Here is a 21,795-nt window from a genome sequence, read left to right as displayed (position 1 = left end):
CATGGCGACTATAGACGCTACTGCGGATTTGCCCGCAGCCGCTAATCTCATCGAGCTATTCCTGCAGCGTGTCGCTGCGGGCGGCGACCAGCCGGTGTACCACTTTATTGAGGCTGAGCATAAACCGATCCAAACCCTGACCTATGCCCAACTGGGGCAGCGGGTCAAAGCATTGGCGGCAGCGTTGCAGGCGCGCAATGCCGCTGGTGAGCCGGTGATCTTGTTATGCCCACCGGGTTTGAACTATATGGTGGCCTACTGGGCCTGTGTCATGGCGGGCGCCATTGCGGTGCCCGCCTACCCGCCAGTGATTGGTCGGCTGGAGAAAACCCTGCCGCGGCTGGAGGCGATCCTGAGCGATTGCAAACCGGTGATCGCCCTTGCGCAAGCGGATCTGCTCGGCATTGCTGGGCAATTAGCCGAGCGTTCGGAGGTGTTCGCCCAGTTAATCTGGTTGGATGTCGCGGCGGTGGATGAATCTTTGGGCGATCGCTGGCAGCAGCCGAATCTGGCGCCCAATGATGTGGCCTTCTTGCAATACACCTCTGGCTCTACCTCAACGCCCAAAGGGGTGATGGTCAGCCACGCCAATATACTGCACAACTCCAGGGCGATTTTGCAGACTCTTGGCGGGCAGGCAACCTTTGTCTCCTGGCTGCCGCCCTACCACGATATGGGCCTAATCGGCACCATTATCCAAGTGGTGTACGGTGCGGGCTGGGGCTACTTTATGGCGCCCACCACCTTCCTGCGCTACCCGGCGCTGTGGTTGCAGACCATCGCTCGAACCGGTGCGGCGGTAAGCGTTGCACCTAATTTTGGTTATGACCACTGCGTTAATAAAATCCCCCCGGAGCAGGTGGCCGAGCTGGATTTATCCCGCTGGCAACATGCGTTCTCCGGCGCCGAACCAGTGCGAGCGGCGACGCTGGATGCCTTCGCCCAGCATTTTGCACCGGCCGGTTTTCGCCCCGAAATCTTCCGCCCCTGTTACGGTTTGGCGGAGGCGACCTTGCAGGTGACTAGCGCTTGCGCCACCGAGCCTGCGCGTCGCTTGCGCTTGAACCCGCGCGCGTTAGAAATGCGCAAGGTTAGTGAGCTGAACGACTCATCTGCTAGTGCGATTGAAAGTGTCGCCTGTGGTTTTCCGGTTGATGCAACAGAGGTTGCGATAGTTGACCCCGACACCTGTAAGCCTTGTGGCGCTGGGGCAGTGGGCGAAATTTGGGTGAACTCCCCCAGTGTGGCGCTGGGTTATTGGAAGCGCCCGGAACAAAGCATGGCGACTTTTTACGCCGCTATTGAGGGTGAGCAGAATAAGACCTATCTGCGCACGGGTGATTTGGGCTTTGTCGATGCTGAAGGCGAATTGCATATCACCGGTCGGATAAAAGATGTGATTGTGCTGCGCGGCCGCAACCTTTACCCCAACGACATCGAACTGATTGCCCAGGGGGCATACAGCGCAGTGCGCGGTAAAGCCGTTGCCTTCGGTATTCAGGTGCAGGGGCGAGAAGAATTGGTGCTGGTGATGGAGGCGACGGACACCAGTCTCACCAGCGCAGCCAGGCTGGTTGCAGCTGCGCGCAAACTATTAGCGGAAGAGCCGCTGGAGCTGACCCCGCACGCGATTTTGGTGGTCCGCTCCGGCGCTATTCCGCAAACCTCCAGTGGCAAGTTGCAGCGCCACGCGGCGCGCGCGCAATTTCTGGCGCTGGGGTTAAAGCCCTTGTTTGCCAGTGTTTTACCGAGCGAGACCCAGCTGCCGTCGCAGCCCAAAAGCGACGATATAGCCACCTGGTTTGCCGACTATTGCACCACCACTTTCGCCGCTACGCACACGCATGACAATCTGCCGGAGTTGGGGGTGGATTATGCAGCGCTGGTAAATTTGGTAGAGACGCTGGAGCAGCAGGCAGCCATACGCCTGTCTGTGGGGGCGCTGTTGATGGAGCCTACCTTGGCACAATTGCAGGCGCTGGCGACGGGGGCGAGCAGGGATGCGGTCCCTCTTGAGCAACCGGCTGCCATCTCAGGCCCAGTTTCACGGGCGCTGATGAGTGAAGCGGAGTTGCAGCAATGGTTGGTGGGCTATCTGGCCGCGCGTTTGGATCTGCCCGCGCAATTGATTGACCTTGATACGCCCTTTGCCAGTCTTGGGCTGGACTCAGCGGGTAGTGTGGATTTGGCACAGGCACTCGCCCAGCTGCTGCAGATCAAAATTCCGGAAACCCTGGTGTGGGACGCTCCCACCCTGCGTGCGGCAGCCGCCCATCTGCTCAATTTACAAGATAAAACCCATCGCCCGGCTGCAATTGCCAGCCCAGCGGTCGGCCCTACTGCACCGGCTGATGAACCCATCGCGATTGTAGGGATAGGCTGTCGTTTCCCTCAGGCAGCCGATGTCGAAGCCTTTTGGAAACTGCTTGTGGATGGGCGCGATGCTGTCTCGCTCGTCCCGCCGGGGCGCTGGGACGGGATACCGGTCGGCAATACCAAAAGTGGCGCTCAGGTCAGTGAATGGGGTGGGTTTATCGATCAAATCGACGGTTTTGAGCCCGCTTTTTTTGGTCTCTCACCGCGCGAAGTGCAGCGCATGGATCCACAACAGCGGCTGCTATTGGAAGTCTCTTGGGAGGCGCTTGAGCATGGCGGTATCAATCCGCGCTCACTCGCGGGCACCGAAACTGGCGTGTTTGTGGCAATCAGTAATCAGGAATACTGGTCGCTGCAATTACCGCAGCGCGAGCAATTGGATATCCACGCCTGTACCGGCAGTGCCGGATCGGTCGCCGCGAATCGCATCTCTTACTTGCTCGACCTGCGTGGCCCCAGTATGGCGGTAGACACAGCCTGCTCCGGTTCGCTGGTCAGCGTGCATCTGGCGTGCGAAAGTCTGCGCCGGGGCGAGAGTAATTTAGCCTTGGCCGGCGGCGTCAACTTGATGGTCAAACCCGATTTGAATATCGCCTTTACTGAGGCGCAAATGCTCTCGCCGCGCGGCCGCTGCAGCACCTTTGACGATGCCGCCGACGGCTATGTGCGCGGCGAGGGCTGCGGCTTGATTGTGTTGCAGCGCTTGTCGGATGCACAGCGTGCAGGCAACCCAATTATCGCGGCGATCAATGGCTCGGCGGTGTCTCACGATGGCCGCAGCAATGGCCTCACGGCGCCCAACCCCCAAGCTCAGTCGGCGGTTATTCAACGGGCACTGCGCATGAGTGGGTTCGCCCCCGAGCAAGTGGGGTATGTCGAGGCGCACGGCACCGGTACACCGCTGGGCGACCCCATTGAAACCCGCGTACTGGCAGACATTTATGGCGCGGGCCGCGCTGATTCGCCCTGTCTGATTGGCTCGGTTAAAACCAATATAGGTCATCTCGAATCGGCGGCGGGCATCGCGGGGCTGATCAAGGCGGCACTGGCGGTGGAGCGCGACCTTATCCCTGCACACTTGCATTTTCAAACGCCCAACCGCGCAATGGATTGGACGAATTCGGGCCTTGCAGTGGCCAGTGGTGCGCGCCCTTGGCAATCAGGCGAGTCCCGGGTTGCGGGCGTCAGTTCGTTTGGGTTTGGCGGCACACTCGCCCATGTGCTGCTGTCGTCCGCGCCACCCGTCCAGCGGCAGCAAGCGCCTGATGATGATTGGCATTTATTGCCGCTGTCTGCGCGCGAGCAGTACTCGCTGGAGCAGCAGTTGGCCAATTTACAGCGTCATTTACAGGCTCATCCCGAACAGGCGCTGGGCGATATTTGTTATACCGCAGCCACCGGGCGTGCCAGTTTCCCCCTGCGCGCCGCGTTGGTCGGTAAAAATCGCACTGAGTTACTGCATGCGTTGGCGCGCGAACAAGCGGCACTTGCACCGCTTGCGCCCCAATCATTGGGCGCGCGAGCGTTTTGTTTTTCTGGGCAGGGTTCCCAGTATGTGGCCATGGCACCAACGCTCTTGGCGCGCGAGCCGGTTTTTGCGGCGGTGATTGATCAGTGTGACCAGTTGATCGCACCAGCGCTGAGTCTCTCCTTGCGCGATTTGTTAGGTAAAAACCCTACCCCGCAACAATTACAGGACACCCGTATCCAGCAGCCTTTGCTCTATTCACTGCAAGTGGCTTTGGCGCGTTTGTGGATGAGCTGGGGCGTTACGCCGCAACTACTACTCGGCCATAGTGTTGGTGAATATGCGGCCATGCATATCGCCGGAGTGTTTTCGCTGGAGGATGGCTTGCGTCTGGTGCTGGCGCGGGCCAAGGCTATGGCTGAGCAACCGCAACTGGGCGGAATGCTCGCCTGCCTCGGCGATTTATCTCAGTTAGAGCAGGCGCTAAAGCCCTTTAAGGGGTCCCTGTGGATCGCGGCCAACAACTCCCCCGAAAATAAAGTGGTAGCTGGGTACCATCAAGCCTTGCTTGAGTTTGCGGCGGCACCCCATCCGGGCTTTGAAACCCGGACGCTGCGGGTGTCCAATGCCTTCCATTCGCCGTTAATCGCCGCCGCCGGTGAGCCATTGCGCGCCTTGGCGGAAACCATTGCGCTGGCAGCGCCAAAAATACCCTGCATCACCAATCTGGGGGGCGAGCTGCTGACCCAAGCGCCTGCAGCCGATCATTTTGCGCGCCACCTATTCCTGCCGGTTGATTTTCAGGACTCAGTGCAAACTGCCCTGGCAGAAGGTGCCGGGACGTTTATCGAAATCGGCCCGGGGCGTAGTTTGTTGAACTTCTGTCGTTTGCAAGCGGCGGTCAGCCAGTGCGAGGCGGTCTACTTGCCATCGTTGTTGGAAGCAAAATCTGACGCTCAGGTATTGCTCGAATCACTTGCTCGTTATTGGACGCTCGGCGGTCAGGTTGACTGGGAGCAATTTCATCACCACACACAAAGGAAACATGTTGCTATGCCTACTTATCCATTCTCACGTACCAGCCATTGGCTCGATGCCAATGAGCAGCTTGCCAACCATCAATCGTCGTTGGCAGCATCTACCTCGGTCGCCAGTGCTACTGGCGCAGACCTGATGGAATCGACCTTGGCGTTATTTCGCACGCAAAATGCAATCTGGGAAAAACTCGCCACCGCTGGCTCTGCCAGTCATGCTGCAAGTGAGCCAGCGACAGGTCAAGCGAGCGCGCTGCCCGCGCTTACTGGATTAGCGGCGCCACTCAACCCGGTACCCGCTGGCCGCGCCCTGGTCGCCGAGCGCAACGATATACAGCAACAGGTGATGCAATTTTTGGCGCGAATCGCTGGCTGCCGCCCGGCGGATATCAGCCTCAATGATCGCCTCAACACCACACTGGGTTTGGATTCGCTAATGCGTACCGAGCTGGATAAAGTGATGTTGGCGAGCTGGCCACCGCTGGCGCAAGTCGACCGCACCCAGCTGGGCGAAGATCCGTCAGTACAAAACCTGTTGGATTTGGTGTGTGCCGCGCTTGGCATTCACCCTAGCAGTGCGCCCGCAGTATCACTGCCGGTTGTCGCGCCAGCAGCGGCCGAGCCGCTCAGTACCATTGTTCCAGAAACAGATTTCGAACAATCTGAAGCCTACCGCGCACTGATGGCGCGCCTGGATTTAATTAACGCGGTAGGGGCGAACCCCTACGGCCGTATCCACGAGGGTTTTAATAGCGGCCATGCAACGCTAGACGGCAAATCATTTCTTAACTTTGCCTCATTTAATTATTTGTCGCTGTCCAATCACCCCGAGGTGATTGCCGCCGCCAAAGAGGCGATAGACACCTACGGCACCTCGCCATCGGCAACCCCTTTATTGTTTGGCGAAACTCCCCTGCATCAGGAGTTAGAAGCAGAAATTGCGAGTTACCTCGGCACTGAAGCTGCCGTGGTTTTTGCCAGTGGTCACGGCACCAGCGTCGCGGTGATCGGCCATGTTATGGGGCCGGAAGATTTAATTATTCACGATCAATATATTCACGACTGTGCGATTCGCGGTGCGATTTTATCCGGCGCCAAACGCCGCTCCTTCTCGCACGACAATTGGGAAGAGTTGGATCGCGTGCTTGCGCAAGTGCGCAATAATTATCGCCGCGTATTAATTATTATCGAGGGCGTTTACAGTCAGGACGGCGATATAGGCTCGTTACCGGAATTTATTGCCATCAAGAAAAAACATCAGTGTATGTTGATGATTGATGAAGCTCACTCCATCGGTGTACTGGGTAAAACCGGTGCTGGCGCAGGCGATCATTTTGGTGTGGATCGTCGCGATGTTGATATCTGGATGGGCACCCTGAGTAAAGGTCTTGGCAGTTGCGGTGGTTATATCGCATCGAGCAAAAATTTTATCCGCTTCCTCAAGTACACCACGCCGCTGTTAATTTTCAGCACGGGTATCACCCCAGCAAATGCAGCAGCAGCGCTTCAATCTATTCGCGTGTTGCGTAAACATCCCGAGCGTGTGCATGCGCTGCAAGAAAAATTCAGATGGTTTTTGCAACGCGCCAAAGCACTGGGTTTTAACACTGGCCCATCCTTTGATTCACCCGTTATTCCGATCATTGTCGGCTCTTGGGAAAAGGCAATGATTCTGTCGGATATGCTGCGCGCCAAACAAATCAATGTGATGCCGATTGGCTACCCTGCTGTGGAAAAAGACAAATGCCGTCTGCGCTTTTTTGTGAATATTGATCACACTCATGAAGAATTGGAGTTTGCTTTGCAAAGCCTCGCGCAGGCCATGTCTGAATTGAATGAAAAAGATCAGGAAGCTCAACTGGAAGCCGCTCGCGCTTAAATACTCGCAAGCGCGCGGCTTAAATCGCTGCGCGCTATGTGGAACTCTGATTTGCAATTCAAAAGGAAATGTTTATGTCGAGTAACGATTTTAAAATTGATGCACTGGTAACTGGCGCAACGGGTTTTATTGGCAATCATTTATTGCATTGCCTGTTGCAAGCGGGAAAGTCGGTGCGCGTCTTGGTCCGCCCTGGAAAAAAATGTGAAATGCTTGCGGGGTTGCCCATCGATATAATTTACGGCAGCTTGGAAGATAAATCCGCTGTTGTCGCCGCTGCCAAAGGTGTAAAAACCATCTTCAATTGTGCTGGTTTGTCATCGGATTGGGCGGCGAGCCAGAAATTTTTTGATGCCAATATCGCCGGGGTAAAAAATATTCTCGATGCGCTGGAAGCCTCCGGTGCAAATCGTCTGGTGCATTTGAGCACCTCAGACGTTTACGGTTATCCCAAAGTTGCTTGCAGTGAAGACTATGGTATCCACAATATTGGTTTGCCCTACAATCGCAGCAAAGTGGAAGGCGAACAAGAAATTTGGAACGCGGTAAAAACTCGCAATCTACCCGTCACCGTATTTCGGCCCGCATCTGTTTATGGGCCGCGCTCGATGGAGTGGGTGGCAGAAATCGGCAAGTTGATGCTGAAAAAAGACATGGTATTAATGAGTGGTGGCCATACGCGCGCCGGTTTAATTTATGTAGAAAATTTAGCGCGTATCATGATGATTGCCGCAGAGTCTCCCATCGCCGTGAGCAAGAGCTATAACATCCGCGATACCGGTAATCACAGTTGGAAAGATTTTGTTGATGAGTTGGGCAAATGTTTTGTCGATGGCAGTTGGCGCTGCTCCAATATTCCCGCACCACTTGCCTACGGTGTTGGTTATTGTATGGAAGCTGTGTACGGCCTACTGGGCATTAAATCGCGCCCATTACTCACCCGCCACGCAGTCAGTTTACTCAGTAAAGATCAGGGTTTTGATATCACCCGCGTGCAACAAGAGCTGGGCTTCGAAAGTTGGATTTCGTTTGAACAGGGCATGGAATTAACCCGCGATTGGATGCGCTCAGCAGAGGGCAGGGCTGCGCTGGGGGCCGATGAATCCCATGTGGTGGCTTGTGTATGAATGCGGCAGCTTATCCATGGGTAGGTGCTGCAGCCAGAACTCCACGCGACAATGATCTGGATCGACAGGAATGGCTGATTGGTTTGGGCGCGCGCCCCAATGCATCCTTGCGGCTATTTGTCTTTCCATTTGCCGGTGGCGATATATCTGCTTTTTATCGTTGGCCGCAGTGGTTACCCGACAGTTGCGAGTTAGTCAGAGTGCAATTGCCCGGGCGCGGCAACCGGCGCACTGAAAATATGCCCGCGACTATGGCGGAAATGGTGCGCGCCTTGGTTCGCGCGTGTGGTTCCGCGCTGGATAAACCCTTTGTTTTTTTTGGCTACAGTATGGGTGCGTTAATTGCCTATGAACTCTTGCATCAGTTCAAACAATTGGGCTTGGCACAACCGGCGTTGTTTTGTGCAGCGGCTTGCAGCCCTCCGCATTTGCATCGCCACCCGTGGAGTGCAATGTCTGATGCTGAAATCCTGCAGGTGCTGACCCATTCAGATTCGTGGTTGCAAAATATTCCGCTTACGCAATTGCAAGAAAATTTGCCGCGCATAAAAAAAGATTTACTCTTCTGTGAGGCTTATACCCAGTCAGTAAAATCGGTAAATACACTGCTGAGTTGCCCGGTAATGACTATTTCCGGTGCGCAAGATGCCGTCGCCCCCGCCGCGCGGGTTCTAGAGTGGTGGCAATACACCTCCGCCTCTTGTGTTTCCCACTGTATTACGGGCGGGCATTTTTTTCTGTTTGACTCACCGCAATTACCCAAAATTATGCTGCGTGAATTGCAGCCATTACTCAGGGTTAAATCGTTTGCCTAGATTTTTGTAATAAATGATATGCCGTTTTTTAAACTATTTTTTTGTGTCTTTAAGGAGAAATGATGATGAGTTCCGCTAAAAAGCTTGAGAGAGTGCAGGTCGCCAGTGCGATTTACGATTATATTGCCGTTGGCATTTTTGCGTTTCCAGTGATTGCCGCATGGCATTTGGGGGTGAATCTCCAAGGCATACATCAAGCGCTGGAGTTTACCGGCGGCTATCCCGCGTTTGACCCGTTGCATTTATTATTTGCCAATTTATTTGGCGCGTTTGCGATTATGTGGTCAACACTGCGTATAGTGAAAAAGTTGCCGGTGTTTGGTTTGTGCGATGGTTTGTTGCGGGTTTACTACGCCACACTCATGTTGCTTTACGTAGTGGTGTGGAAAACGTCTGCCATTTTAAGTGTCTTTATTGCCGTAGAACTATTCTGGGGTGTGTGGCAGTTGTGGTTATATTTTGCGTTGCAAAAGGAGCTCAATAGTAGCGAGCGACATTTTTCAGCGCAGCCAAACCGCGCGTAGTTTTCATATCTCGCGTGGTTTTCAGCTCACCTTAGGCGCCGAGCCAGTTGAAGTCGGCGCATTTCTAAAAAATTATAAATTATTAGTGTTCGGCCAAGTCGGTTTTGCGCTGTACCAAAACTCCGGTTTTAAACCGAGAATGCGGTAAATCCCTTCTGGTAAATCTCTTTTAATATTACTGATATTGCGCGTGACGCGCGCGTGCATAATCGCGCCTTGCACATATTGTTGCATGAGGCGCGCTAATTGCTCGGGATCTTTTACGTCCGTTAAATAATGGCCGTTGAGCAAACTGTTTACCAGTGCCTGATTGTATTTGGCTCCGCGCTCGGTCATCAGTTGTAAGGTGTCGGTAATGCTGTGTTCACCACAGCCCGTCTGCATTCCTGCGGTGAAAAATGCGCAGCCGGGTACATTGTCTTTATCGTCACCCACTTTGTTGATGTAAATAAACTGCAGCCAATTTTCCAGCTGCTCTAACGGGCTGTTAATGGGCGAAAAAATGCAATCCAGCTCTTGCCGAATCTCCTCCCAGTAATGACAGGTTGCCTCACAAAACAATTCCGCTTTGGATTCAAAGTGGTGATAAAAACTGCCTTTGGTAACACCCGCTTGTTTACAAATTTCATTAACGCCCACGGAATTGTAATTGCTGTTCCAAATCAGGTTCAGCGCGGTTTCCAATAGCAGTGTGCGGGTATCTGTGGGGCTCATGACGCGGGTTCTCATACAAAGTTTGTGGTTATTATGATACCGGACGGTATGGTTTTCAAATAACTAATTGTCACCTTTTAGAGTATTCCGGTGGCAATTCGTCACTGTAACAAAATTTTACGATTGGCCAAAGTATTTGATTTTACTGAGATTTACCGTGATTTGAGCGGCTTTAAACAAGGCTGCTGCAGAGCTCAAAATAAAATTAGTCTTGACCTACATACCAACCGGTATGTATTATTTTTGCAAATGCCAATTTAGACCCCTCCAAGGAGTTCAAAATAGTCATTTATTGGTTAACGATTATTAGGAGATACCCATGACTAGTGCTAACGTAATTGCTTCTTCCCGCAAAATTTACCAATATACGGCTGCCGCCATACTGGTGGGTATTGTTGGTTTTTATTATGTTACCCGCGTTGACGCTGCAACGCCTGCTGCCGTACCGCCCGCTCCAGCGGTGGATGTAGTGGTGGTGGAGCCGCAGGCGATTCGCTCCTGGGCTAGTTTTTCTGGCCGTTTAACACCAGTCGAAAGCGCAGCGATCAAACCCTTAGTGAGTGGCACCATCCAGCAAGTGCTGTTTACTGAAGGCCAGCAGGTAAAAAAGGGTCAGTCTTTGTTCGTGATTGATCCGCGCCCGCACCAGGCATCGCTGCAGAGCGCCCAAGCGCAATTGGCTACCGCAAAATCGCGCGCAACCTTGGCACAAGATGAGCTGAGTCGCGCGCAGCAATTAATTGCAGCAAAGTTGGTTTCTCAAAGTGTGTATGACGCAGCGTTTAGTGCTCATCAGGTTGCGCAGGCCGAAGTAAAACAAGCGCAAGCTGTGCTGAGTCAGGCCAAACTGAGTTTGGAATATGCCCACATCAGTGCACCCATTAGCGGCCGTGTCGGTCGCGCCGAGTTGACCGCAGGTAATGTCGTAGAGGCGGGCGCAAATGCGCCGCTGCTGACGCAAATTGTGGCAAGCGACAAACTTTATGCTGAATTTAATGTGGACGAGGCGACTTATATCCAGTTCGTACGCAACACCAAAAATACGCAAGATATGCCGGTGGATTTAACGCTCGCCAGCGATACTAGCGTCACTTACAGCGGCCACATTTCCGCCTTTGATAATCAGTTGGATACTAACAGTGGCACCATTCGCGCCCGCGCTATTTTTGATAATAAAGATGGTGCGTTAACTGCGGGAATGTTCGCTAATGTGCGCTTGGGGTCGGCAGAAAAAGTGCATGCGTTATTGGTGCCCGAGCGAGCCATTGGAACTAATCAAAGTAAAAAGTATGTGTTGGTGGTGGATGAAAACAACACCGCTAATTATCACGAAATTACCTTGGGTGAGCACTACAATGGTTTGCGAGTTGTGCAGTCCGGTATTGCGGCGGGCGATAAAGTGATTGTCAATGGCTTGTCTCATGTGCGACCTAAAACGGTGGTGAGCCCCAGTGTGACCCAAGTAGATGATGCAACCAAAGTAGCGTCTCTCCACTAATTAAATCCCTTTAGTTTTTAGAGAATTGAGCGGCGTCGGTAATTTTTATTGACGCTCTCCAACCTCGCCTCAACAAAACCTTGGCAGGTACATCATGAACATTTCCAAATTTTTTGTGGATCGCCCAATTTTTGCCGGTGTGATTTCGCTGCTGATTTTTATCGCTGGCGCTATTGCCATGTTTCAATTGCCCATCTCTGAATATCCTGAGGTGTCGCCACCTTCGGTGGTTGTTAATGCTTCCTATCCCGGTGCAAACCCCAAGGTGATAGCAGAAACTGTTGCCACCCCCTTGGAGGAGCAGTTGGCTGGAACGGAAAATATGTTGTACATGTTTTCTCAAGCTACAACCGATGGTCGCATGACTTTAACCGTTACGTTTAAAATTGGCACCGATGCTGACCTTGCGCAGCAAATGGTGCAAAACCGTATTTCACAAGCCCTGCCACGTTTGCCTGAAGTGACTCGTCAGCGCGGTGTGACGGTAGTAAAAAGCTCGCCTGATTTAACAATGGTGGTGCATTTGATTTCGCCGGATAAAAGTTACGACGAACTGTATTTGCGCAACTACGCCTTAATGAATATTAAAGATGAGCTCGCCAAGGTGCCTGGTGTAGGCATGGTGCGACTATTTGGTTCAGGCGATTATGCTATGCGCATTTGGTTAAATCCGGAAAAAATTGCCGAGAAAAATCTCACCGCCACTGATGTAGTGAACGCTATTCGCGAACAAAATGTTCAAGTGGCTGCCGGTATTATCGGCGGTGCGCCGGTAACCGATTTGGTTGATGTGCAGTTGCCTATTAATGCTAAGGGGCGGTTAGATAACCCGGAAGAGTTTGGCGAAATTATTATTCGCGCCGGTAGTAATGGCGAGATTACTCGTCTAAAAGATGTGGCGCGGGTGGAGATGGGTGCATCGGAATTTGCGCTCAATTCTATGCTCGATAGCCAGCCTGCAGTAGCCATTCCTATTTTTCAATCCCCTGGCGCTAATGCGATCCAAATTTCAGATGGCGTGCGCACGACTATGGCGCAATTAAAAGAGCGCTTTCCTGAGGGTGTAGACTATCAAGTGGTATACGATCCAACTATTTTTGTAAAAAGTTCAATCAAAGCGGTAATCAAAACCCTGCTCGAAGCCTTGGCCTTGGTTGTGGTGGTGGTGATTCTATTTTTGCAAACCTGGCGTGCATCGATCATTCCTTTATTAGCTGTTCCAGTTTCGATCATTGGCACCTTCGCGCTTATGTGGGCATTTGGTTTTTCTATCAACACTTTGTCTTTGTTTGGCTTGGTTTTGGCGATCGGGATAGTAGTTGATGATGCAATTGTGGTGGTGGAAAACGTTGAGCGAAATATTGAAGAGGGTCTAACACCGCTGGCGGCAACTTACAAAGCAATGCAAGAAGTCAGCGGGCCGATTATTGCTATATCGCTCACGTTGATTGCGGTGTTTGTACCTATCGCATTTGTGAGTGGTTTGACTGGGCAATTCTATAAGCAGTTTGCGTTGACTATTGCAATTTCAACCGTAATTTCCGCGATCAACTCATTAACCTTAAGCCCTGCGCTTGCCGCCTTGTTGTTGAAAAGCCACGATGCGCCCAAAGACCGTTTAACGCGCATTATGGATAAATTGTTTGGTCGATTTTTTGCGTGGTTTAATCGCAGCTTTACTCGTGCTTCCGGCAACTACTCAACCCGTGTGGGTAAAATTCTGGGGCGCAAAATGGCGGCCGTAGGTGTTTACGCGATCCTGCTTGGTATTGCAGCAGTGGGCTTCAATATTATTCCCAAAGGCTTTGTGCCCGCGCAAGATAAGCAATACTTGATTGCGTTTGCGCAATTGCCCGATGGTGCGACCTTGGCGCGTACCGAAAAAGTTATTCGTGAAATGGGTGAAATTGGTTTGGCAGAATCCGGTGTGGAAAATGCAGTGCAATTTCCAGGTTTGAGTATTAATGGTTTCACTAATAGCTCCAGCGCGGGCATTGTATTTTTTCCGCTAAAAGATTTTGATCAGCGTACTGACGATGATTTATCTGCTGGTGCCATCGCCCGTAAATTGCAAATGAAATTTTCCGGAATTGAAGAGGCATTTATTGCAATTTTCCCTCCACCGCCGGTACGCGGTTTGGGCACTACAGGTGGTTTCAAATTGCAAATTGAAGACCGTGCCGGTTTGGGTTATGAAAAATTGGCGGAAGTGGTGGGGTTGGTGCAGCAAAAGGCGATGCAACGCCCGGAGTTAGCCAGTGTGTTTTCCAACTACAAAATTAACGTGCCGCAATTGTATGCCGATGTAGATCGCACCAAAGCCAAACAACTGGGCCTGAATGTGAAAGATATTTTTGACACTATGCAAATCTATTTGGGTTCGCTGTACGTCAATGATTTCAATCAATTCGGTCGTACTTATCAAGTGATTGCACAAGCGGATGCGGAATATCGCAACACACCTGCAGATGCGCTCAATTTAAAAGTGCGCAATGCAATGGGTGACATGGTACCACTCGGTTCGGTATTAACCATGGAAGAAAGCTACGGCCCTGAAAGTGCCGCGCATTACAACGGTTATTTGGCAGCGGATATAAACGGCAATGCCGCGCCCGGCTATTCCAGTGGTCAAGCGCAGGATGCCATCGCTGAAATTCTGGCAGAGGTTTTACCTTCAGGCATAGTGTATGAGTGGACAGATTTAACTTATCAGGAAGTGTTAGCCGGTAATACTGCTGCTTATATTTTGCCCCTGTGTTTGCTGTTGGTATTTCTAGTGCTCGCTGCACAGTACGAAAGTTTGGTCTTGCCTTTGGTAGTGGTGACGATAGTACCCCTGTCGATTTTATCGGCGCTCTTTGGTGTGTGGATTACCAATGGCGACAACAATATTTTCACCCAAATAAGCTTGTTTGTACTCGCTGGTCTCGCTAGTAAAAACGCGATTTTGATAGTGGAGTTTGCGCGCGAATTGGAAATGCGGGGTATGGCAACTTATCAAGCGGCGATCACTGCCAGCCGTATGCGTTTGCGCCCGATATTGATGACATCTTTCGCGTTTATTATGGGGGTATTGCCTATGGTGTTCTCCACCGGTGCGGGTTCGGAAATGCGTAGTGTCATGGGTATCGCGGTTTTCTCTGGCATGTTAGGTGTCACTTTCTTTGGCTTGTTCTTCACACCAATGTTTTATGTGTTGTTACGTAAGCTAGAAGGTAAACGCAATTATTTCGTTGACAGCGGAGCGCGAGCAGAAAAAGTGGCTGTGGATGAAATAGAACATGGTATTGCTGATCGTAAAGTGGATGGTCTTAACGCAAGTGGTCATAAAGAGGTGCAGGTATGAGGCAGCAACAATTTATAAAACTGTTCGGTCTGGCGTTGTTGCCATTGGTCATTAGTGCGTGCAGCAGCTTTAAATCGGTAGAGCATTCGCGCGAGCTGGCCAATGTGCCAGCAGTACCTGCGGCATTTGAACTGCAGGGGAATATGAATGAACAGCAGCCGGTAGCAGCTTGGTGGTTGCAACTTAATGACGAAGATTTAAACCAATTAATTGCAGATTCCCTGCAACAAAATCATTCGATTCGCATAGCGCAAGCATCTCTTGCGGAATCGCGTGCACTGCTGCGCGACAGCAAATTGAGTCGCTATCCCACCGTTGAAGCCGGTGCGAGCGGAACACGGCACAAACAAAGTGGTGATTTAGTTGGCACTGCAGGTTCGCGCATCAGCGAAACTTATCAAGCGGGGTTTGACGCAAGTTGGGAGTTGGATATTTTTGGTCGCGTGCGCAATGGCGTGAAATTATCCAAGGCACAACTTGCGGCGCGCGCAGCAGATTTGCAAGCAGCGCAAGTGAGTATAGCGGCTGAGGTGGCCAGCGCTTACATCAGTTTACGTGGCAATCAATATTTGTTGGATGTCGCTTTGCGCAATGTACTCAATCAGCAAGAAACCTTGCAGCTTACACAGCGTTTTGAAGAGGTAGGTCGGGGCGATCAATTCGATGTGGCGCGCGCAGAATCGCAGTTGGAATTAACCCGTGCCAGCATTCCCACATTGCATGCGCAAGTAAATGTGGCGTTGAATCGTATTGGTGTATTAACCGGTAAACCGACTGCAGAATTAAAAACTGCGTTGACGCAAGTGAAATCCCTGCCGGAAATTCCCGCATCATTTGCGGTGGGCAATCCGACAGATTTATTAAAGCGCCGTCCGGATATTCGCCGCGCTGAACAAGCGCTTGCAGGTGCAGTGGCGGAATACAATATTCGCGTTGCAGATTTGTATCCGAGTGTAACTTTTGTGGGTGGCTTGGGTTATTTGTCCAGTGATTGGACGCGCCTTGGCAATAGCGATACAGATACCTTTTCATTCTCACCGCGCATTCAATGGGCTGCATTTAATATCGGTCGGATCGATGCACAAATCCATGCGGCAGATGCACGCACTCAGGCGCGCATCGCCGAGTTTGAGCAGCAGGTATTAGTGGCGTTAGAAGAAACCGATAATGCTTTGCAAAATTTTTCTCGTGAAGAAGAGCGGCGCACCGGTTTGCAGCGTGCATTAAGTGCGAGTAACCAAGCGGCATTTTTTGCGCGCAAGAAATTTGAAGTAGGCAGTAGCGATTTTTTAACCGTGTTAGATGCCGAGCGCTCGCAATTAACTGTGAGCGCCCAATTGGCGCAAAGTGATATGCAGGTGCTGTTGAACTTAATCGCCGTATATAAGACCCTCGGCGGCGGTTGGGAGTTTGCCGAGCAGTCTGTAGTTGCACGGCAAGTAGCAACACCGCAATAGGTTGTAATGGTTTAACTCCTTGGTTACCCTTTTGCCCACTACTGCCCCCTTTGCAGCTGTGGGCTTTTTTCTATTGGTAATGTGGAGCTCATGCCTCACATAGTTTGAATTCTCGCGCCGAGCGCCCATATTAAATTGACATTTTTCACCTATCTGACTGGAATTACTATGAGTGCCACTCAAATCAATTGCCCCCACTGTTTCGCTACTAATCGTCTGCCGAGCGAGCGCTTAACCGACAATCCCAGTTGTGGTAAATGCAAGCAGTCGCTGTTTGTGGGCAAGCCGGTGGAGTTGAATTCCGGCAATGTCGCCAACACCATCGAGAAAAATGATATTCCCGTTTTAGTCGATTGTTGGGCGCCCTGGTGTGGCCCCTGCCAAAGTTTTGCGCCGGTATTTGAGCAGTTGGCCGCTCAATCTGAACCCTATTTGCGCTGCGCCAAATTAAATACTGAAGCTGTTCCATCCATAGCGCAAAGCTGGGGAATTCGCAGTATTCCTACGCTGATTTTATTTAAAGGTGGCAAAGAGGTTGAGCGAGTTTCGGGGGCTATGTCGCTGCAGCAATTGAAGGCATGGTTGGTGCAGGTAGGAGCTTTTAACTAAAGGTGCGTTTAGCTAATTACCAATAACGCGGCAATTGTTTCTTGATTTCAATATAGCCGGGGCATTGTTCGATATATTCGCCAATCAACAATTGTTTCATAATCCGGCTCACCATCTCGCGTGATGAGCCGACCATGTTGGCAATATCCTGATGGGTCACTTTAGGGTTGTGGATACGTTTTTCATGATCCGCTAATTTTTCCAGCGCATTGCTCACTCGTCCGTATACATCCAGCAAGGCCATATCTTTTACGCTATCCGTTAAATCGCGCACGCGGCGCGTGAGTTCGGTAATCAACACCATCGCAAATTCCGGGTATTTACTTAACAGTTCAAGCACACCGGCGCGTGGAACCAAAATCATTTCACAATCGGTCACGGTCATTACCGATGCCGAGCGCGGTTGGCCATCCAGCAATGAAAGCTCACCAAAATATTCGCCTTCTTGCATGTAATTTAAATTCACTTGGCGGCCCTCTTCATTGGTCAAAAATGCGCTCGCCGTTCCTTTGCGAATAATATAAAGATGAGTGGATTCATCGCCCTCGGTAACCAACACAGTATTTTTAGGAAAGCGGCGCGGAATGCTGAGCTTTTCCAATTGCGCACGGTATTCAGCGGGCACATCGGCGAAGAGGCGAACGTTCTCTAACATGGCATCGGCTTCTTGTTGGGTAATTGGCGTGGCTGTCATCATAACCCCTGAGGTGTGACAGGGCTAATTTTGGCATCGAAATCAGCAAAAACCTGCGAATTTTCTCACGTTGCGAACTTGCGACCATTGATTGGTTGTTTATTTGTGGCAAAACGCACAATATTTCCCCCTTGGTACTTCTGCCTGGTGTTTGTGGCAAGGATCATCATTTCTGATTTCACCATCTATCGCTATCGCACGGAGAGCCGACTGCTTATGGTCGCCGAACATAATCAACATTGTGAACAGACACTTATGTTCACCGACATAGTCGGCTACTCGCGCCTTATGGGGCGCAATGAGGCTATGGCGATTGAAATGTTGGGCGACTATCGCCAAATTTTGCTTTCCCATATTGAAGCGCAAAACGGTCAGCTGGTTGAATTTATTGGCGATGCGATTTTTGCGCGCTTTAATTCCGCCGCGAGTGCAACCGCTGCCGCCATTGCCATCCAGCAACATCTGCAAGCCTTTAACGAAGTGCGCGATAAAAAACTGCCGCCGCTGCAAACGCGCATCGGTTTGCACAAAGGCGAAGTTATGCTGCGCGATGGTGCGGTCTTTGGTGATAGCGTTAATATCGCCGCACGTCTTGAACCGCTCGCCGTAGCCGACGGTATTTGCCTATCGCAAACCGTATACGACGACGTCCGCTTTTCTCTGTCATCCCCCGCAAAACGTTTGGGTGTGCAGGCTTTAAAAAATATCGAACACAAAATTCGCGTCTATTTAATCAAACCCTCGGGCATCGGCTGGCGCGATCACCTTTATTATTTTCTACGCGGCCTCAATAAAAAAATCCACGCCTATCGCTACCCATTAACCGCTTGTTTGTTCGCACTTATCATCGCCGGTTTTTATTTTATTCCGCGCTGGTTAGTGCCGGGTTACGCAGCTAATTATGTAGAAATTGCCGACTTCCAAAATTTAATGAATGAAAAAGCCGGCGCAGACTATTTCTCCGCTGGTATCACTTCCGCTGTGCGCTCGCAATTAGCGGATATGCGCGATGTGTATATTGTTGATGCTAAAGAAGGAATTCATGCACCGATTAGGCTTGAAGGTAGCGTGCAAAAACTCGGCGATAACCTGCGTATCGCCTACCGCTTATTTCGCCGTAAAGATAATGTGCAGATTGCGGGCGGAAAACTGGATGGGACTTATCAGGATATTTTTATTCTGCAAGACCGCTTGGTGGGGGAGATTGCGCGATATTTAGCGGATGAGTTTGATTTGCAGAATTTTAGGCCAGCGCCGTTGCGGTTAACGGGGGATGTTACGGCGTATGATTATTATTTGAGGGGGATGGATTATCTTGAGCGCCCTGCGTCTCATGAAAGTGTTGATGAGGCCATTAAATATTTTAATACTGCGTTAATTCATGATGAAAAATTTGCTCTTGCTAGCACTGGATTGTGTAATTCATATTGGAAAAAATATGATATAACAAGCTCTGCTGTATGGTTAAACTATGCTGAAGAAAATTGTTTGCGTGCTATCTCTTTAGACGAGAAATCAGTTCATACATATAGGTCAATAGGTATTATATATAGAGATACAGGTAAGTATGAAAAATCGATAGAATATTTAGAGATGGCTCGTGCCATAGACAGGGACAATCCATTAACCTTGATTGCTATCGCAACAGCATATGACATGCTCGGCAATAAAGAAAAAGCAGAATATATCCATAATGAAAATATAAAAATATCCCCAAAAAACTGGATCGTATATGGTGGGTACGGATATTTTCTGACAAAAAACTCTCGTTATGAGGAAGCGATAAAAAATTACTATTCGTTACTACGGTTGGTTCCTGATAATTCATTTGTATTGAATAATATTGGTGTAAATTATTATTATAAGGGTGATTATTCATCTGCAGCAGAATACTTTGAAAGGGCATCTATACTTGAGCCAAATAGTGCAATTTTTGCAAATACTGGCAATATGTATTACTCGTCATATAATTTTTATAAAGCTGCGGAGCTTTATAAAAAAGCCTTAGATTTGGAGCCTCGAAATTATCAGTGGATGACGTATCTTGGTGAGGCATATAAATTCATATCTGAAAAAAAAGAATCAGCAAAAAAATACTTTCAAGATGCTATTTATTATGCGGGTAAAGAAATAGCCTTAAATCCAAATGTGGCAGCTCCATATCAACATATGGCTCGCGCGTATTTGGTGCTAGGTGATATAAATGCTGCAAAGGAAAAAATGAAAATTTCAGATTCTCTCGATCTAAATAGTTTAGATTCTAATTACACTCATCTAAGAATCGCCGTGGGCGAAGGTGATGATGATAGAGTGTCTGAGTATGTAATAAAATTGCTTGAGTCTGAATATCCTAGTGAATTACTATTCAGCGACCCTGATTTTTCCGTATTAAAGGAAGAGAGATTCAAGCATTTGTTTGTTGAATAGAAGTGAAATTTAAATTTATTAGGAGGCTTTAATGAACTGTTTAAAAGTTGTGATTACGATTGTGATTTTTGGAGTTATAAGTGGCTGCGCTTCTGCTGGCAATAAGGATCAGAGGTTGCTTTCGAGTTATGCTTTGCCAGGAACAACTACGGCTATTGTGGGGATTGCAGTGGATAAAACTGGTTTTCCGCTGGAGACAGTAAAGGAGGTCGTTTTACTGCCTGGGCAAAAAGTGATTTTTGCTGGTCCCGATAGATTTTTGATTACATTTAAGGATAAAAAATCTCCCAACAGGAAAATAAAATATGAATCAGTAAATGGTGTAGTTACAGTTGTGATCCCTAAGGATATTCTTGAAAAGACGGAGTTTTTTGAAGAATATAGGAAGAATAAATTTTTAAGGTTTGATTACGCAATAACTGTGAATGGTAGAGAGCTAGATCCTCCAATGATTGTTAAAAGAGAGCACTAACGAAAATTTTTATAAAAACCAGCGCTAACCCCGCTGGTTTTTTCTTTCCGCCCCACCGCATCCTCCCCATCGTGAATAAATCACAAATCAATCGTGCAATAGCGCACAGACCCCTCCTCTTAAATTCCGTAACTTATCCACTGTAGCAGGGCGTTAGCAAGGATCAGCGAGCGGAGCCAAGGGTTCGCAAGCCAAGGAGAGACTGAGTGTTGTGGCGCCCCGTTACTTTTTAAGCTCGTCACCCGTGTAAATGGACCAAGTCCGGCGTTTATATCATCAGCAAAAAGGAGTTGCGCGAATGCTCAACCACTCACTTATCTTCCTCGCGCTACTTTCTTTTTCAATAGCCGCCCAAGCTGCCGCTATCCCCATGGATGCGGGACAAGCACCTTCTGGCGCTATCCAACACGCGGACACTCACCAGGATGTGACATTGGCGCAAGGAGGAAATCCCGACAAGGATGTCGTAAATGTTCAGCTAATGACATGCCCCGCAGATACCCAATGCAATGACAAAAATGAAGCGCTGGCTGCGAAATCACCCGCTATTCAGGGTTGGTTAGTGGTGGAGGATAGCTCCAGCGCGTTGCAACCGCTGGGAGTTTTGCTGCTGATAATTGGTTTGATTGTGTTTTTCCTCTCGCGTAAATCTGCTTCGACTAAATAGCAGCTGTCTTTGCAGTAGCAGGTTATTCCTGCTCGCCCGTTTTCCGGATTAATGCTATACATAAAACTATGGCTGACGACGGAGACCCACTGTGCGTAAAAATTATATTTTTATCGACTACGAAAACGTCCAACCCGAGTCCATCGCCGGATTGGAAAAAGGCAATTTTTATATCTTATTGTTTCTCGGTGCCAACCAATCAAAAGTAAATACCCAGCTCGCCCGCTCACTGCAACCTTTGGGTAGCCGTGTTGAATACATTGTCTTGACTGGCAATGGTAAAAACGCCCTCGACTTCCACATCGCCTACTACATAGGTGAGCGAGTGGCGATAGAGCCGGATGCGTACTTCCACATAGTCTCCAAAGATGCCGGTTTTGATCCGCTCATCGAACACCTGAATGACCGCAATATTCTCGCCTCCCGCTCCGGCAGCATTGGTGAAATTTCCATCTTGCAAAAATCGAGCATAAAAACCCTGCCCGAACGCACCAGCGTAGTAAAAGCCCGCCTCGCCCAAATGGAAGGCAAACCCAACACAGTAAAAACTCTCTCCAGCACTATCAATGCGCTGTTTCAAAAAACCTTGAGCGATGATGAGGTGGATATGGTGGTGAAAGACTTGTGCAGTAAAGGCGTGATCGCGATTATCAATAAAACGCGCGTTGCGTATTTGATGAAGTAGCGA

13 protein-coding genes and 1 pseudogene are annotated in these 21,795 nt (G+C 49.9%); 12 read left to right on the top strand and 2 right to left on the bottom strand.

All coding sequences use genetic code 11. From position 1 onward, the window contains the following. Position 1 precedes the first annotated feature (1 nt). The 4 genes from AC2CG4_RS04910 (at position 2) to AC2CG4_RS04895 (ending at position 9,223) form a co-directional block, all read left to right on the top strand. Positions 2–6,757: an aminotransferase class I/II-fold pyridoxal phosphate-dependent enzyme gene (locus AC2CG4_RS04910; RefSeq protein ID WP_484485211.1), complete on the top strand. Its 6,756-nt coding sequence runs from the start codon at positions 2–4 to the stop codon at positions 6,755–6,757. Positions 6,758–6,831: 74 nt separating this feature from the next. Then, positions 6,832–7,884, top strand: coding sequence for an NAD-dependent epimerase/dehydratase family protein (locus AC2CG4_RS04905; protein WP_484485210.1), 1,053 nt, complete (start codon positions 6,832–6,834; stop codon positions 7,882–7,884). After that, positions 7,881–8,699: a thioesterase II family protein gene (locus tag AC2CG4_RS04900; RefSeq protein WP_484485209.1), complete on the top strand. Its 819-nt coding sequence runs from the start codon at positions 7,881–7,883 to the stop codon at positions 8,697–8,699. The genes AC2CG4_RS04905 and AC2CG4_RS04900 overlap by 4 nt, the downstream gene beginning before the upstream one ends. 62 nt (positions 8,700–8,761) lie before the next feature. Next, on the top strand, positions 8,762–9,223 hold the full coding sequence (locus AC2CG4_RS04895) for a hypothetical protein (protein ID WP_484485208.1): 462 nt from the start codon (positions 8,762–8,764) through the stop codon (positions 9,221–9,223). Between the two features lie 72 nt (positions 9,224–9,295). Here AC2CG4_RS04895 and AC2CG4_RS04890 read toward each other — a convergent pair whose 3' ends face one another. Next, positions 9,296–9,937, bottom strand: a complete 642-nt coding sequence (locus AC2CG4_RS04890) for a TetR/AcrR family transcriptional regulator (protein ID WP_484485207.1) — start codon at positions 9,935–9,937, stop codon at positions 9,296–9,298. Between the two features lie 319 nt (positions 9,938–10,256). Between AC2CG4_RS04890 and AC2CG4_RS04885 the strand changes: the two genes are divergently transcribed. The 4 genes and pseudogenes from AC2CG4_RS04885 (at position 10,257) to trxC (ending at position 16,847) form a co-directional block, all read left to right on the top strand. Then, positions 10,257–11,435 carry an efflux RND transporter periplasmic adaptor subunit gene (locus tag AC2CG4_RS04885; RefSeq protein WP_484485206.1) on the top strand — a complete coding sequence of 393 codons (1,179 nt, stop codon included), beginning with the start codon at positions 10,257–10,259 and terminating at the stop codon, positions 11,433–11,435. A 94-nt stretch (positions 11,436–11,529) separates the two neighbouring features. Next, positions 11,530–14,658 (top strand): annotated as a pseudogene (locus AC2CG4_RS04880) (efflux RND transporter permease subunit); the annotation flags it as partial. 119 nt (positions 14,659–14,777) lie between these two features. Then, entirely contained in the window at positions 14,778–16,238 is a 1,461-nt protein-coding gene (locus AC2CG4_RS04875) for an efflux transporter outer membrane subunit (RefSeq protein ID WP_484485205.1), read from the top strand. 168 nt (positions 16,239–16,406) lie between these two features. After that, positions 16,407–16,847 carry a thioredoxin TrxC gene (trxC, locus tag AC2CG4_RS04870; RefSeq protein ID WP_484485204.1) on the top strand — a complete coding sequence of 147 codons (441 nt, stop codon included), beginning with the start codon at positions 16,407–16,409 and terminating at the stop codon, positions 16,845–16,847. A 16-nt stretch (positions 16,848–16,863) separates the two neighbouring features. Here trxC and AC2CG4_RS04865 read toward each other — a convergent pair whose 3' ends face one another. Then, positions 16,864–17,541 (bottom strand): Crp/Fnr family transcriptional regulator, encoded by a 678-nt coding sequence (locus AC2CG4_RS04865; RefSeq protein ID WP_484485203.1) that lies wholly within the window; start codon positions 17,539–17,541, stop codon positions 16,864–16,866. A 30-nt stretch (positions 17,542–17,571) separates the two neighbouring features. On the opposite strand from AC2CG4_RS04865, the gene AC2CG4_RS04860 reads away from it, so the two are divergent. The 4 genes from AC2CG4_RS04860 to AC2CG4_RS04845 all read left to right on the top strand — a co-directional run bounded on the left by AC2CG4_RS04860 (position 17,572) and on the right by AC2CG4_RS04845 (position 21,792). After that, entirely contained in the window at positions 17,572–19,968 is a 2,397-nt protein-coding gene (locus AC2CG4_RS04860; RefSeq protein WP_484485202.1) for a tetratricopeptide repeat protein, read from the top strand. Positions 19,969–19,999: 31 nt separating this feature from the next. Further along, the gene (locus AC2CG4_RS04855) at positions 20,000–20,440 is read left to right on the top strand and encodes a hypothetical protein (protein ID WP_484485201.1); all 441 of its coding nucleotides are present in this window, start codon (positions 20,000–20,002) and stop codon (positions 20,438–20,440) included. A gap of 298 nt (positions 20,441–20,738) precedes the next feature. Beyond that, positions 20,739–21,107 (top strand): hypothetical protein, encoded by a 369-nt coding sequence (locus tag AC2CG4_RS04850; RefSeq protein ID WP_484485200.1) that lies wholly within the window; start codon positions 20,739–20,741, stop codon positions 21,105–21,107. A gap of 91 nt (positions 21,108–21,198) precedes the next feature. Next, on the top strand, positions 21,199–21,792 hold the full coding sequence (locus AC2CG4_RS04845; protein WP_484485199.1) for a PIN domain-containing protein: 594 nt from the start codon (positions 21,199–21,201) through the stop codon (positions 21,790–21,792). Positions 21,793–21,795: the final 3 nt, after the last annotated feature.

It is taken from the genome of Cellvibrio sp. ATLC23 (assembly GCF_057196725.1).
This window is presented reverse-complemented; position numbering and strand designations above follow the sequence as displayed.

Bases quoted from the DNA above. Each gene is read 5' to 3' on its own strand.
- AC2CG4_RS04910 (WP_484485211.1), top strand. From the start codon at position 2: ATGGCGACTATAGACGCTACTGCGGATTTGCCCGCAGCCGCTAATCTC.
- AC2CG4_RS04905 (WP_484485210.1), top strand. From the start codon at position 6,832: ATGTCGAGTAACGATTTTAAAATTGATGCACTGGTAACTGGCGCAACG.
- AC2CG4_RS04900 (WP_484485209.1), top strand. From the start codon at position 7,881: ATGAATGCGGCAGCTTATCCATGGGTAGGTGCTGCAGCCAGAACTCCA.
- AC2CG4_RS04895 (WP_484485208.1), top strand. From the start codon at position 8,762: ATGATGAGTTCCGCTAAAAAGCTTGAGAGAGTGCAGGTCGCCAGTGCG.
- AC2CG4_RS04890 (WP_484485207.1), bottom strand. From the start codon at position 9,937: ATGAGCCCCACAGATACCCGCACACTGCTATTGGAAACCGCGCTGAAC.
- AC2CG4_RS04885 (WP_484485206.1), top strand. From the start codon at position 10,257: ATGACTAGTGCTAACGTAATTGCTTCTTCCCGCAAAATTTACCAATAT.
- AC2CG4_RS04875 (WP_484485205.1), top strand. From the start codon at position 14,778: ATGAGGCAGCAACAATTTATAAAACTGTTCGGTCTGGCGTTGTTGCCA.
- trxC (WP_484485204.1), top strand. From the start codon at position 16,407: ATGAGTGCCACTCAAATCAATTGCCCCCACTGTTTCGCTACTAATCGT.
- AC2CG4_RS04865 (WP_484485203.1), bottom strand. From the start codon at position 17,541: ATGACAGCCACGCCAATTACCCAACAAGAAGCCGATGCCATGTTAGAG.
- AC2CG4_RS04855 (WP_484485201.1), top strand. From the start codon at position 20,000: ATGAACTGTTTAAAAGTTGTGATTACGATTGTGATTTTTGGAGTTATA.
- AC2CG4_RS04850 (WP_484485200.1), top strand. From the start codon at position 20,739: ATGCTCAACCACTCACTTATCTTCCTCGCGCTACTTTCTTTTTCAATA.